The sequence below is a fragment of the Streptomyces sp. NPDC055400 genome (genome assembly GCF_053644375.1).
The window spans coordinates 521,631-534,106 of the sequence record NZ_JBSHLM010000005.1 but is presented as its reverse complement, the minus strand read 5'-3'; the positions used below and the strand labels follow the sequence as shown (position 1 = coordinate 534,106).

12 protein-coding genes are annotated in these 12,476 nt (G+C 69.9%); 5 read left to right on the top strand and 7 right to left on the bottom strand.

Features of this window, described 5'->3' with window-relative positions:
* The first annotated feature begins 185 nt into the window (after positions 1-185).
* Positions 186-764: a dihydrofolate reductase family protein gene (locus tag ACWIGU_RS16595; protein ID WP_454401460.1), complete on the top strand. Its 579-nt coding sequence runs from the start codon at positions 186-188 to the stop codon at positions 762-764.
* 67 nt (positions 765-831) lie between these two features.
* Here the strand turns inward: ACWIGU_RS16595 and ACWIGU_RS16590 are convergent, their stop codons facing one another.
* Positions 832-1,230 (bottom strand): thioesterase family protein, encoded by a 399-nt coding sequence (locus tag ACWIGU_RS16590; RefSeq protein ID WP_454401458.1) that lies wholly within the window; start codon positions 1,228-1,230, stop codon positions 832-834.
* Positions 1,231-1,281: 51 nt separating this feature from the next.
* Entirely contained in the window at positions 1,282-3,060 is a 1,779-nt protein-coding gene (locus tag ACWIGU_RS16585; protein ID WP_454401456.1) for an FUSC family protein, read from the bottom strand.
* A 192-nt stretch (positions 3,061-3,252) separates the two neighbouring features.
* Between ACWIGU_RS16585 and ACWIGU_RS16580 the strand changes: the two genes are divergently transcribed.
* Positions 3,253-3,885: a DUF1345 domain-containing protein gene (locus tag ACWIGU_RS16580; RefSeq protein WP_454401454.1), complete on the top strand. Its 633-nt coding sequence runs from the start codon at positions 3,253-3,255 to the stop codon at positions 3,883-3,885.
* Between the two features lie 104 nt (positions 3,886-3,989).
* Here the strand turns inward: ACWIGU_RS16580 and ACWIGU_RS16575 are convergent, their stop codons facing one another.
* Positions 3,990-4,193, bottom strand: coding sequence for an Hsp20/alpha crystallin family protein (locus ACWIGU_RS16575; protein WP_454401452.1), 204 nt, complete (start codon positions 4,191-4,193; stop codon positions 3,990-3,992).
* Positions 4,194-4,402: 209 nt separating this feature from the next.
* On the opposite strand from ACWIGU_RS16575, the gene ACWIGU_RS16570 reads away from it, so the two are divergent.
* The 3 genes from ACWIGU_RS16570 to ACWIGU_RS16560 are packed head-to-tail and all read left to right on the top strand — an operon-like array spanning position 4,403 to position 7,791.
* Entirely contained in the window at positions 4,403-6,958 is a 2,556-nt protein-coding gene (locus ACWIGU_RS16570) for an ATP-dependent Clp protease ATP-binding subunit (RefSeq protein WP_454401450.1), read from the top strand.
* Positions 6,959-7,001: 43 nt separating this feature from the next.
* On the top strand, positions 7,002-7,277 hold the full coding sequence (locus tag ACWIGU_RS16565) for a hypothetical protein (protein WP_454401448.1): 276 nt from the start codon (positions 7,002-7,004) through the stop codon (positions 7,275-7,277).
* A gap of 52 nt (positions 7,278-7,329) precedes the next feature.
* Entirely contained in the window at positions 7,330-7,791 is a 462-nt protein-coding gene (locus ACWIGU_RS16560) for a GreA/GreB family elongation factor (RefSeq protein WP_454401446.1), read from the top strand.
* 10 nt (positions 7,792-7,801) lie between these two features.
* Here ACWIGU_RS16560 and ACWIGU_RS16555 read toward each other — a convergent pair whose 3' ends face one another.
* The 4 genes from ACWIGU_RS16555 to ACWIGU_RS16540 all read right to left on the bottom strand — a co-directional run bounded on the left by ACWIGU_RS16555 (position 7,802) and on the right by ACWIGU_RS16540 (position 12,385).
* Positions 7,802-8,731, bottom strand: a complete 930-nt coding sequence (locus tag ACWIGU_RS16555; RefSeq protein WP_454401444.1) for a LysR family transcriptional regulator — start codon at positions 8,729-8,731, stop codon at positions 7,802-7,804.
* Between the two features lie 76 nt (positions 8,732-8,807).
* Positions 8,808-9,644, bottom strand: coding sequence for a formate dehydrogenase accessory sulfurtransferase FdhD (fdhD, locus tag ACWIGU_RS16550; protein ID WP_454401442.1), 837 nt, complete (start codon positions 9,642-9,644; stop codon positions 8,808-8,810).
* Between the two features lie 82 nt (positions 9,645-9,726).
* Positions 9,727-10,086 carry a hypothetical protein gene (locus tag ACWIGU_RS16545; RefSeq protein ID WP_454401440.1) on the bottom strand — a complete coding sequence of 120 codons (360 nt, stop codon included), beginning with the start codon at positions 10,084-10,086 and terminating at the stop codon, positions 9,727-9,729.
* A 4-nt stretch (positions 10,087-10,090) separates the two neighbouring features.
* Positions 10,091-12,385, bottom strand: coding sequence for an FdhF/YdeP family oxidoreductase (locus ACWIGU_RS16540; protein ID WP_454401438.1), 2,295 nt, complete (start codon positions 12,383-12,385; stop codon positions 10,091-10,093).
* Between the last annotated feature and the right edge of the window lie 91 nt (positions 12,386-12,476).

Genomic DNA, 12,476 nt, shown 5'->3' with positions numbered 1-12,476 from the left:
AGACCGAGGAAACAAGATCACACAGACCGTTGCCCGGTATTTGGTATGCCAGTTACAGACTCTGAGGCCCGTGGCTCCCGGCGATGAGTCCCGGGGGCGTGATCGGTCTATGTATGTACGGCGGAGGCCGGAGGCCCCCGCGGCACACATGCCGGACCACCTGGTCGGCACACCTGGGAGAAGTGATGGGCACCGTAGTGATGCACAACGTCGTCTCCGTGGACGGCTTCATCGCCGACTCGGAGGACCAGGTCGGCCCCCTTTTCGACTGGTACGCGAATGGCGACTCCACGATCGGCGCGAACGACAAGGTGTCGGTGTCCAAGGTCTCGGCCGAGTACGTCCGGCCGATGTGGGCGAGCATCGGGTCGATGGTGATCGGGCGGCACCTCTTCGACATGACCAACGGCTGGGAGGGGTCGCCGCCGGCGGGGGAGCACGTGGTCGTGGTGTCCCACCGGCCCAAGCCCGAGGGCTGGCACCCCGAGGCGTCCTACTACTTCGTGGACGACGTGGCGCAAGCGGTCGCCAAGGCCCGGGAACTCGCGGGGGACCGCACCGTCGCCGTGGCCGCCGGCGAGGTGGGCGGGCAGGCGCTCGCCCTGGGTGCGGTGGACGAGGTGGCCATGGACGTCGTGCCCGTCGTCTTCGGCTCGGGCAAGCGGTACTTCGGCGCCGTCGACACCCAGCATCTCCTCGAGGACCCCCACGTGGTGATCCAGGGCGACCGCGTACTGCACCTCCGCTACAAGGTCCGCCGCTAGGGTTTCACGAGGTCAGGACGGAATCGACTCGGTTGGTCATGTCCTCCGGCGACGCCGCGCGCTTCCCTCAGGGATGGCCCCCACGTGCTCCCTGATCGATCCCGGAGTCCAGGTCCGACACCCCTGCGAGGAAGCGTCGCCGGTCGACGATCGCCCGGTCGATCTCGCCCGTCGCGACCAGCGCCCCCGTGCTGTCCAGGGCTCGTACGAGGAAGGTCAGCCGTCGGCCTTCCGCCTCTGCGGGCGGTTCCGCGAGGACGTCGACCCAGGCGCCCACGCGTGTGGCACGAAGGTGCTTGATGCGGACACCGGTTCCGACCGTCGTCCGGCCCGGCGTCGTGAAGGGCGCGGCGGCCCGCACGGTGGCCGCCTCCATCCACGCGATCAGCCACGGGGTGGCGAGAACGGGCAGGTCACCGCTTCCCACCGCCATCGCGGTATGGGCGTCGGACACCTCATGACGCATCACACCACGCTAGCCCGAGGTCGGACCTACGCGCGCGTCGGGCGTCGGTCGTCAGCGCTCGTGGTGGAGGCGTTCCAGCAGGACGTAGGCACGTTGCTCGGCGGCGGCGAGTTCGCCGGGATCGATCCCCGCCGGCCACAGTTCTCCCGCCGCGGCGTCGTCGGCATCACGCAACTCGACCACTGCGAGCACCAGTTGGACCTGGATCTCCGGGAGCCGGTGTCCTGATCCCTCGGCCAGCGACCGTGACGCCTGATCGGATGCCTGCGTGCAGGCGGCCAGCGCACGTTCGACGCGCAGCGCGGCACGGTCGTGGACGAGCATGAGCGCGCAGACGAGCCCGACGACGATGCCGAGCACGCTGCCCAGCACACGGTCGGCGACGAGTTCCCCGGCAGGGGTGGGCGCGGCCAGGTCGGTCATCAGGAGGGCCAGCGGGGTGAGGAACACGACGCCAAGGCCGTAGTTGCGCGGGACGAAATACTCGAGGAGGAATTCGAGGAGCACGATCACGCAGGCCAGCGCCACCGGGTCGGGGCCTGTGGCCAGCACGCCCAGGGCGAGGAGCAGGCCGATGACCGTGCCGAGGGTGCGCTGGACGGCGCGCTGGGCCGTGGTGCGCAGGTTGACGGAGTGCAGCACGGCGGCGGCGGAGATCGACGCCCAGTAGCTGTGCTCAAGCCCTCCGGCCACGGCCAGCCCGCCCGCGATCCCGGTGCCCAGGACCATCCGCACCGCGGGAACGGCGAGGACGGCCCGGTGTCCGGGGCCGCCGGCGCGTCGCCCCATCAGGAGTTCGGTGGCGCGCCAGGCGACAGGTTGGCCCGGTCCGGTGGCGGGGGCCATGGGAGTCACGGGCGGGTCCTCGCGGCCCTGCGCCGCCGGAGACGGGAGGGACAGCTCGGGCAGAAGTGCCGGCGGGCGCCGGCGCCGCTCGGTGAGGACACGCGCCTGTCGGAGCAGCTGCTCCGCTGTCGCGGCGGGGTCCTCCGGTGGCCGGCGCGCCGAGTTGATCAGCAGCGACCAGGACAGGTCGGTGAGGCGTACGAAGATTCCGTCCCGCCCGGCCTGGTGCGCCCGGGTCGGAGGCGCGAGACCGAGGGAGTGATACGCCTGGAGCACCGCGACGGTCGTGCGGTGTCGCGCCTGCCGTACGTCTCCGCCCGGTTCTCCGGGCCCGGTCAGCAGTCCCGCGAGCTCACGCAGGGCCCTGGCGACGGCGAATCTCTGTGGCCGGTCCGGGTGCACGAGCCAGCCGGACACCGCGAGTATCCAGGCGACCGCAGCTCCGGCCGCGGCAAGCCCGGTCTGCGGGAGAACGTCGGCGGTGGTGGGCGAGCCATTGGCCGCCACCGCGAAGGAGAACAACAGCAGCACCGCGCCGAGCCCGCTCAACCGGGTGGCGTCACACGCCAGCTTCGCCAGCCCGGAGACCACCGCCGTCGCCGCGACCACGGCGGCGGCACCCCAGCCACCGGCTCCCGGACGAACCCACGCGGCGAGCGCCGATCCGCAGCCCACGCACGCCGTCATGGCGACCGCGACCAGCGCGAGAACGCGAGCGCGACGCGGGTAGGGCAGGTTGCGCCCGAACGTCGTGGTGAAGGCGCCCAGCATCGCGTACACGGAAAGACCGGGCAGACCGGCGATCGCCACCGGCAGCGCCACAAGCGCCATCGCCAAGGCACCGCGTACGGCGAAGAGAAGTGCCCCGTCCGCCCGCTGGAGCGCGAGTGAGCCGCGCGGGGAGAGCAGGCGCACCACGCCGGCCAGGACAGGCCGCCAACCCTGCCTGGTCACGGCAGCGAGCGGACGGCGGGAAGAAGGCATGTCCGGTATATACCACCGGCCCCGAGCGGGATTTCTGATCTGAATGCAGCTGAGTCGAGCTGATTCGAGTCGAGCTGATTCGAGATGGGCCGATTCGAGCCGATTAGGGCCAAATCGAGCTGAATCCAGTCTGTGCCCCCGCCGCGGGCCTCGCCAGGCTGGCCGGCTGCGGGAAGACTAGTGTGCTGAGCCATGAGCGCTTGGTTGCCCTTGTCCGCCGTTCCCCGGCTCGGTGTCTCCGTGGTTGCCGGTGCCGTGGTCGGGGCGATCGTCGCGGTGACGAACAACGCGGCGCTGGGCGTTCTCTCCGGAATTGCCGCGACCGAACTGGTCTTCGTGCTGGCGGGCTGGGCGGTGCTGTGGCCGATGGATGCCAAAGCCACCCGCGCCAATGTCCGGCGTGAGGACTTCCAGCCCATCACCGACGAGCTCGTGATCGTCGGTGTCGCTCTGTGCGGGCTGGTCGCCACCGTGCTGCTGCTCCTGCTCGGCAAATCCGAAAGCGGCCACGCCGCGGCGGCCGTCGCACTCGGCGGCGTGTTCATGGCCTGGGCGGCGCTCCATCTGATGTACGCCACGCGCTACGCGTACCTGTACTACACGGCCTCCGGCGGGATCGACTTCAACAACGACGACCCGCCCGCGTACCGAGACTTCCTCTACTTCAGCTACAACCTCGGCATGACCTACCAGGTGTCCGACACCAACGTCTCGACCTCGACGATCCGCTCGGTGGTGCTGCGGCACTCGCTGCTGTCCTACGTGTTCGGCACCAGCATCCTCGCCACGACCATCAACCTCGTCACGGGAATCGTCACCGGCTGACACCCGCAAGACGACAGGACGTGTCCGCCGACGGGACGTCTCCGCCGACAGGACGTCCGGAGCGGGCGGGGGGACACTGGGTGGGGACGGGCGCCGCTCGGCCCTTATTTTCTTGTGCCTTCGGCGCGGATTTCGATCGTTCGCCGCGTCACCGCCGCGGTCTTCGGCAGGTGCAACGTCAGGACGCCGTCCGCGATATCCGCCTGGATACGATCGATATCGACGTCGCCGGGAACGCGAACTCCCTGTGGGGCGAGGTGAGCCGTCTGCTGGAGCGCTCCTCGCAGCCGGCCGGACCTTCGCGCCACTGGATGCCCGTGGTGGAGGAGGCGGACCCATCGATTCTCTCGACGACAGCCTGCGTCCCCGGCCACCCGCCCGCAATCAGGCCCGCGCCATTGGGCTGCATTCCCCTGCGCACTTGATTCCGGCGCTCAGGTGCGCCGATTTCGCTGCTGTTGCGGCCCAGCTGACATCGCGCTTGAGTTGAACCAATCTCTCTCCGTCAGGAGCAGGCATGTCGATGTCCTTCGGTTCGGGGTTCGGCTCGTCCGACCCCTTCAGCGACTTGTTCAGCCGGTTCTTCGGAATGTCGCCGGCATCATCACCGCCGGCCGTCCAACGCGTGCCGATCGGACGGCTCTTGACGGATTCGTCGCAGGAACTCCTCGGTCTCGCCGCCCAGAAGGCGGTCGGGGACGGAACAGCCGATCTCGATACCGACCACCTGCTCTGGGCGACCACGAAGATTGTTCCGACCCGGAAGCTGCTCTCCCAGATCGGTGTGGACCCCGACGCGCTGTCGACGGAAGTCGCCGCGGTCCTTCCGCAGGAGTCAGGCCAGCCCTCGGCGGAGCCCGGACTCACCCCGGCGGCCAAGCGCACGCTCCAGGCCGCCTACTCGCACTCGCAGGCGGCCGGGGCCTCGTACATCGGCCCCGAGCACATCCTCGCCGCGCTTCTGAGCGACTCCGACAGCGGCGCCGCCCGACTGCTGCGCGCGCAGGGCTTCAGCCCGGACCGACTGGAGGGCCTCGCGGACCAGACGTCCCGCACGGAAGGGTCCGCGGAGCCCAAGAAGCCGGCGACCACGCTCGACGAGTACGGCCGCGACCTCACGGAGGACGCGAAGGCGGGCATGCTCGACCCGGTCGTGGGGCGGGCCGACGAGATCGAGCAGACCGTCGAGATCCTCTCGCGGCGCTCCAAGAACAACCCTGTGCTCATCGGTGAGCCCGGCGTCGGAAAGACCGCCATCGTGGAGGGCCTGGCCCAGCGCATCGTGGCGGGTGAGGTCCCGGAAACCCTGAAGGACAAGCGAGTTGTCTCCCTCGACCTCTCCGGCATGGTGGCCGGCGCGCAGTACCGCGGTCAGTTCGAGGAGCGCCTGAAGAAGGTCATCGAGGACGTCCAGGAGGCCGGCGGCAGCATCATCCTGTTCATCGACGAGTTGCACACCGTCGTGGGCGCGGGAGCGACCGGCGAAGGCTCCATGGACGCGGGCAACATGCTGAAGCCCGCCCTCGCGCGTGGTGAGCTGCAGCTCGTGGGCGCGACGACCATCGACGAGTACCGCAGGCACATCGAGAAGGACGCCGCTCTGGAGCGCCGCTTCCAGCCCGTCCTGATTCCGGAGCCGACCGTCGAGCAGACCGTGCAGATCCTGGAGGGGCTGCGGGACGCGTACGAGGCCCACCACCAGGTCCGCTTCGCCGACGGCGCCCTGGCGGCGGCGGCGGAGCTCTCCGACCGCTACATCAGCGACCGGTTCCTGCCGGACAAGGCCATCGACCTGATGGACCAGGCGGGCGCGCGCGTGCGGCTGCGCAGCGCCGGGCGCTCCACCGAGGTCGTCAGCCGCGAGGACCGCATCGCCAAGCTGCGGCGTGAGCAGCAACAGGCCGTGGCCGGTGAGGACTTCGAGAAGGCGGCGGAGTTCAAGGAGCAGATCGCCGAGCTGGAGGGCGAACTCGCGGGCATCGAGGAGCGGCGCGAGGGCGTCGTCTCGGTCACCGAGGGCGACATCGCCGACGTCGTGTCCCGTCGCACCGGCATCCCGGTCTCCCAGCTCACCGCGAGCGAGAAGGAGAAGCTCCTCAACCTCGAGGCGGAGATGCACGCGAGGGTCGTCGGCCAGGACGAGGCGGTCACCGCCGTCTCCGAGGCCGTGCGGCGCAACCGCGCGGGCATGGGCGACCCCAACCGCCCCGTGGGCTCGTTCCTCTTCCTCGGCCCCACCGGTGTCGGCAAGACGGAACTCGCGAAGACCCTCGCCGACCTGCTGTTCGGCGACGAGGATCACATGATCCGCTTCGACATGAGCGAGTTCCAGGAGAAGCACACGGTCGCCCGCCTCGTCGGCGCCCCTCCCGGATACGTCGGTTACGAGGAGGCCGGCCAGCTCACCGAGAAGGTCCGCCGGCAGCCGTACTCCGTCGTGCTGTTCGACGAGGTGGAGAAGGCACACCCCGACGTCTTCAACACCCTGCTCCAGATCCTCGACGACGGACGTCTCACCGACGGCCAGGGCCGCACGGTCGACTTCCGCCACTGCGTCATCATCATGACGTCGAACATCGGCGCCCACCGGATCCTCGCGCACCACGGCGACGTGTCCGAGATCAAGGACGAGCTGATGGAGGACCTGCACGCCCGGTTCCTGCCCGAGTTCCTCAACCGCATCGACGACATCATCATCTTCCACGCCCTCACCGAGGACGACCTGTCGCAGATCGTGGACCACCTCCTGGACCAGAGCAAGCGCCGGGTGCTCGGACAGGGCATGACCCTGGACGTCACCGAGGCGGCCAAGAAGCTGCTCGTCGCCCACGGTCACCAGCCGGAGTTCGGCGCGCGTCCGCTGCGGCGCACGATCCAGGCCGAGCTCGACAACCGGATCGCGTCGATCCTGCTGAGCGGTGACGCGGAGCCCGGCGACACCATCGTCGCGGACGTGGAGAACGACACCATCCACTGCACCGTGCGCAAGGACGGCGCGGGGGAGAAGGCGAAGGCCGAAGGGGCCGCGGAGGACCCGCCCGCTGCCGGGGCGCAGCAGACTCCCGATGCCTGATCCGGTCGGGCGCGCCTGACGGCGCCTGAACCAAGGAGGACACATGGTCCATCACCACAAGTCCAACCGGGCCGTCGAGGGCAACCCCGACGACCGGCGCGGCATGCCCCTGCGCCCGAACGTGGATGCACTCGAAAGGCGCACCCAGGAGGACCTGCGGGGCGTCGGGCTGCGCGTGAAGGAGCCCGAGCGGCCCGCGAAGCAGTACGAGGCGATCCAGAACGAGGTCGACCGCGAGGTCGACAGCGGCGAGATGCCGAGCGGCAAGATGTCCCGGGCACAGCGGGATGCCTTCCCGCCGACCCGTTACGACAGGTGACCTTCCCGCAGACGCAGACGCACACCGGCCACGACAAGGGAAGGGAGCAGGGATGAGCGGAGAGCCCGAACCGATGAGCGCCACCGAGCGCCGCGCGCTCGAGCAGGAACTCGCCGACGTGACGGCCGAACGCGACGCGGACGCCGCCACGTTGCAGGACACCACCGAGGTGGGCGACCACGCGGACCAGGCCGACGAATTGATCCGCTCCGACGAGACCCACCGCCTCGACGCCCGCATCGACGAGATCAAGGTGCGCCTGCGCGGCGCCGCCGACGCGGGCCGGCCCAGCACGGACGTGGTGGGCGTGGGCAGCACGCTCAAGGTGAGGTACTCGGACGGTTCGGTGGCGACCGTCCAGATCGGCGAGGGCGCGGCGGTGCTCGACCAGACGCTGGTCACCGCCGACAGTCCGCTCGGCAGCGCGCTGCTCGGCCACCGGGCCGGCGACAGCGTCAGCTACGACGCGCCCGACGGGCAGGCGACGGTGACGGTGGTGTCCGTCGGCGAGTAGCCGGACGCCTCTACGGGACCGCGGGATCCCCCGGGAGGCGTTCCAGCGCGGCCGCCACATCGGTGTGCCGGGCGACTTCCGTCAGCGCGCGAGCCATGACCGAACCCGGCTCGCGGGCCGTCACCACCAGTCCCACCGACACGGTCCGGGAGGGTTCGACGAGGGGCACCGCGCGCATGCCGTGCGGGACGCCGAAGACGTGCAGCCACGCGTGCGGGACGACGCTCGCCCACCGGCCCGTCCTGACATGGGCGAACAGCGCGCCCACCGAGTCGGTCTCGATCCGGGGCGACGGCCGGGTCCCGGCCTCGGCGAACACCTCGTCCAGCACGCGGCGCCCCTGCATGGAGTCGGTCAGCAGGCACAGCGCCAGCCGCGACGCCTCCGCCCACGTCGCCGTCGTCCGATGCGCCAGGGCATCGGCGGCCGTGATCAGGAGCACGTACCGCTCCTCGTACAGCGGGACGGTGTGGAAGTTCTCCGCGAGGTCCTTGTGCAGATAGGTGATTCCGGCGTCGATCTCGAAATTCTGCAGCTGGCGGAGGATGTCCCGCGACTGGAGGTCGGCTATCACCTCCACGGTCACCAGCGGGTGCTCCGCGCAGAACGGGCCGGTGAGCAGGGAGACGGCGCCGGACGCGGTCGGGACCGAGCCGATCCGCATGCGGCCGCTCAGTCCGGTGCGCAGCGCGCCGACCTCGTCCTTGAGCGCGTCACGGTCGGCGAGGATCCGCTGCGCCCACACCACGATGCGTTCGCCCTCGGGCGTGAGGCCCTCGTATTTGCGGCCGCGCCGGACCAGCGGCACGTCCAGCTCCTCCTCCAGCTTGCGGATCGCCTCGGAGAGGGCGGGCTGGGAGACGTAACAGGCCTGGGCGGCGCGGGCGAAGTGGCGCTCCCGCGAGAGTGCCACCAGGTATTCGAGTTGGCGAAACAGCACGCCACGGGTCTACCCGACGTCCCAGGGGAAAGCCAATCGGGCTCGCTGGCCGCCGGACGAGTCACCGGTCAGGGCATCAGGCCACGGGCACCTGTTCCAGCCGCTCGGCGCCGGTGTAGACGTTCATCGAGGTGCCGCGCAGGAAGCCGATGAGGGTCAGTCCGCTCTCGGCGGCGAGGTCCACGGCGAGCGAGGACGGGGCGGAGACGGCCGCCAGCATCGGGATTCCGGCCATCAGCGCCTTCTGCACCAGCTCGAAGGAGGCCCGGCCGCTCACCATCAGAACGGTCTCGCGCAGTGGCAGCAGCCCTTCGCGCAGAGCGAAGCCGACCACCTTGTCGACGGCGTTGTGCCGGCCGACGTCCTCGCGCAGGCACAGCAGCTCGCCGTCGGCGGTGAACAGACCGGCGGCGTGCAGGCCGCCCGTGCTGTCGAACACCTTCTGGGCCGCCCGCAGCCGGTCCGGAAGTGCTGTCACCAGTTCGGGACCGACGCGCAGCGGATCCTCGGAGACGGTCCACGCCGCAGTGGTGCGCACCGCGTCCAGGCTGGCCTTGCCGCACAGCCCGCACGAGGACGTGGTGTAGAAATTCCGCTCCAGAGAGGCGTCGGGTGCGGCCACGCCGGGGGCCAGGCCCACGTCCACCACGTTGTACGTATTGCCGCCGTCGGCCGTGGCGCCCGCGCAGTAACGGATCCCCGTCACATCGTCGCCCGTGTGCACCACGCCCTCGCTCACCAGGAACCCGGCCGCGAGATCGAAGTCGTCGCCCGGTGTCCGCATCGTCACCGTGAGCGGACGCCCGCCCACCCTGATCTCCATCGGCTCCTCGACGGCCATGGTGTCCGGCCGGTAGGAGGACACCCCGTCCCGAACTCGCAGCACACGCCGGCGCGCGGTCACGCGTCCCATGATGGTGCTCCTCTCCTCGGAGCAGTACTCCGATGTTGTCGACGATATGACGCGTGGCGGACCTCGTCCTGCGGCCGCGCCATCACGGAAGACTCCGGGGGCCGTACCCGGCCGTGACAGCCAGGCACAGCAGGCCCACGGCCGCCATGCCCGCCAGGAGCGCCGCGTAGGGGGCGGTGCCCGCGCCCGCCGTGAGGGCGAGCAGAAGCGGCGTGAGGAAGCCGCTGTAGGTGGCGCCCTGGCAGAGGACCGCCGTCGAGGGGTGGGCCTTCGGCGGCACGAGCCGCTCGATCTCCATCAGGCCCGCCGCCGGCGTGAGCCCGTATCCGGCGCCGAGCAGGGCCGCCGCGGCCGTCACGAGACCGGCGGAGTTCCGGTGCGCGGCGATCGCGCCACCGTGGAAGCCGGCCGCGGACGGCGCGAGATGCGGGCATGCAGGCAAGTACCTAGCTCGGAGTACCGACAGGCTCCAGACGCACCACAACTCCCTTGGAAGTCGGGCAGTTGCTGATGTCGGCGACGCTGTCCAGGGGGACCAGGACGTTCGTCTCGGGGTAGTAGGCCGCGGCGGAGCCGGGGCTGGTCGGGTAGGCGACGACCTTGAAGTTCTCGGCGCGCCGCTCCCGCTCGTCGTGCCAGACGCTGACCAGGTCGACCATGTCGCCGTCCTCGATGCCGAGCAGCCTGAGGTCGGCGGGGTTCACCATCACGACACGGCGGGCGTTGTGGATGCCGCGGTAGCGGTCGTTGGGGGCGTACCAGACGGTGTTCCACTGGTCGTGCGAGCGCAGCGTCTGGAGCAGCAGGTGACCCTCCGGCACGTGCGGCATCGTGAACTCGTTCTGCGTGAACACGGCCTTTCCGCTGGGGGTGTTGAAGACGCCGTGGTTGGCCGGGTTGGGCAGGTTGAAGCCACCCGGCGCGGAGACACGCTCGTTGAAGTCCTCGAAGCCCGGGATGACGCGTGAGATCCGGTCACGGACGGTGCCGTAGTCGTCCTCGAAGCCCTGCCACGGGATGCCGTACCTGTCGCCGATGGTCGCGAGGGCCATGCGGCTGATGATGGCGACCTCGCTGAGCAGGTGCGGGGAGGCCGGCGGCAGCTTGCCGCGGGAGGCGTGCACGTCGCTCATCGAGTCCTCCACGGTGATGAACTGCTCGCCGGTGGCCTGGAAGTCCTTGTCGCTGCGGCCCAGGGTGGGCAGGATCAGCGCGGTCTCACCGCAGACCGTGTGGGAACGGTTGAGCTTCGTCGAGACGTGGGCCGTCAGGCTGCAGTTGCGCATCGCCTGCTCGGTGACCTCGCTGTCGGGGGTGGCCCGCACGAAGTTGCCGGCGACGCCGAGGAAGAACCTGGCGCGCTTCTCGTACATGGCGCGGATGCCGTCGACGGCGTCCAGGCCGTGGTGGCCGGGCGGCGTGAAGCCGAACTCCTTGCCCAGGGAGTCCAGGAACTTCTGCGGCATCCGCTCCCACACGCCCATCGTGCGGTCGCCCTGCACGTTGCTGTGGCCGCGCACCGGGCACGCGCCCGCGCCGGGCTTGCCGATGTTGCCGCGCAGCATCAGGAAGTTGATGACTTCGCGGATGGAGGGGACGCCGTGCTTGTGCTGGGTGAGGCCCATCGCCCAGCACACGATGACCGACCCGGCCTTCAGGACGCGCTCGAAGACCTCGTCGATCTCCTCACGGGTCAGGCCGGTGGCGTCGTAGATGTGCTCCCACGTGACCTGGCGCGCGTGCTTCTCGAAGGCCTCGTAGCCGATGGTGTTCTTCTCGATGAAGGCGTGGTCGATGACCGTGCCCGGGTTGGCGTCCTCGGCCTCCAGGAGCAGCAGGTTCAGGGCCTGGAACAGGGCGAGGTCGCCGCCGGCCCTGATGTGCAGGAACTGGTCGGCGATCTGCGTGCCCTTGCCGATGATGCCGCGCGGGCGCTGCGGGTGCTTGAAGCGCTGCAGGCCGGCCTCGGGGAGGGTGTTGACGGCGACGATCTTGCCGCCGTTGCGCTTGGTCTCCTCCAGCGAGGACAGCATGCGCGGGTGGTTGGTGCCCGGGTTCTGGCCCACGACGAAGACCAGGTCGGAGTTCTCCAGGTCGTCGAGCGAGACCGTTCCCTTGCCGACGCCGAGCGACTCCGACATCGCGGATCCGCTGGACTCGTGGCACATGTTGGAGCAGTCCGGCAGGTTGTTGGTGCCGTACGCGCGGGCGAAGAGCTGGAGGAGGAAGGCGGCCTCGTTGTTGAGGCGGCCCGAGACGTAGAACAGGGCCTCGTCGGGGGAGGTGAGCTGCTTGAGCTCCTCGGCGAGGATGGCGAACGCCTCGTCCCAGCCGATCGGTTCGTAGTGGGTCGCGCCGGGGCGCTTGACCATCGGCTCGGTCAGCCGGCCCTGCTGGTTGAGCCAGTAGTCGGACTTGGAGCCCAGCTCGGCGATCGAGCGCTCGCGGAAGAAGTCACGGGTGACGCGGCGCGAGGTGGCCTCGTCGTTGATGTGCTTGGCGCCGTTCTCGCAGTACTCGTTCATGTGCCGCTTGCCCGGCGCGGGCTCGGGCCAGGCACAGCCGGGGCAGTCGATGCCCTTGGCCTGGTTGATGTTCAGCAGCGTCAGCATGGTGCGGCGCGGGGACGTCTGGCTGAGGGAGTACTCAAGCGCGTGCGTCACGGCGGGCAGACCCGTCGCCCAGGTCTTGGGGGGCGTGACCGTCAGGTCGTCGATCGGGTCCTCGATGCCGCTGCTCATGATCTGGTCTGCCTCTTTCTTCCGTGCACCTGGGCGGACGGGTCCCCGGGAAACGGCGGCCTGTTCTCCGTGTTCACTTTTACCGCGATTT

Excerpts from the sequence above, each read along its gene's own strand:
- ACWIGU_RS16595 (WP_454401460.1), top strand. The coding sequence starts at position 186 with ATGGGCACCGTAGTGATGCACAACGTCGTCTCCGTGGACGGCTTCATC.
- ACWIGU_RS16590 (WP_454401458.1), bottom strand. The coding sequence starts at position 1,230 with ATGCGTCATGAGGTGTCCGACGCCCATACCGCGATGGCGGTGGGAAGC.
- ACWIGU_RS16585 (WP_454401456.1), bottom strand. The coding sequence starts at position 3,060 with ATGCCTTCTTCCCGCCGTCCGCTCGCTGCCGTGACCAGGCAGGGTTGG.
- ACWIGU_RS16580 (WP_454401454.1), top strand. The coding sequence starts at position 3,253 with ATGAGCGCTTGGTTGCCCTTGTCCGCCGTTCCCCGGCTCGGTGTCTCC.
- ACWIGU_RS16570 (WP_454401450.1), top strand. The coding sequence starts at position 4,403 with ATGTCGATGTCCTTCGGTTCGGGGTTCGGCTCGTCCGACCCCTTCAGC.
- ACWIGU_RS16565 (WP_454401448.1), top strand. The coding sequence starts at position 7,002 with ATGGTCCATCACCACAAGTCCAACCGGGCCGTCGAGGGCAACCCCGAC.
- ACWIGU_RS16560 (WP_454401446.1), top strand. The coding sequence starts at position 7,330 with ATGAGCGGAGAGCCCGAACCGATGAGCGCCACCGAGCGCCGCGCGCTC.
- fdhD (WP_454401442.1), bottom strand. The coding sequence starts at position 9,644 with ATGGGACGCGTGACCGCGCGCCGGCGTGTGCTGCGAGTTCGGGACGGG.
- ACWIGU_RS16540 (WP_454401438.1), bottom strand. The coding sequence starts at position 12,385 with ATGAGCAGCGGCATCGAGGACCCGATCGACGACCTGACGGTCACGCCC.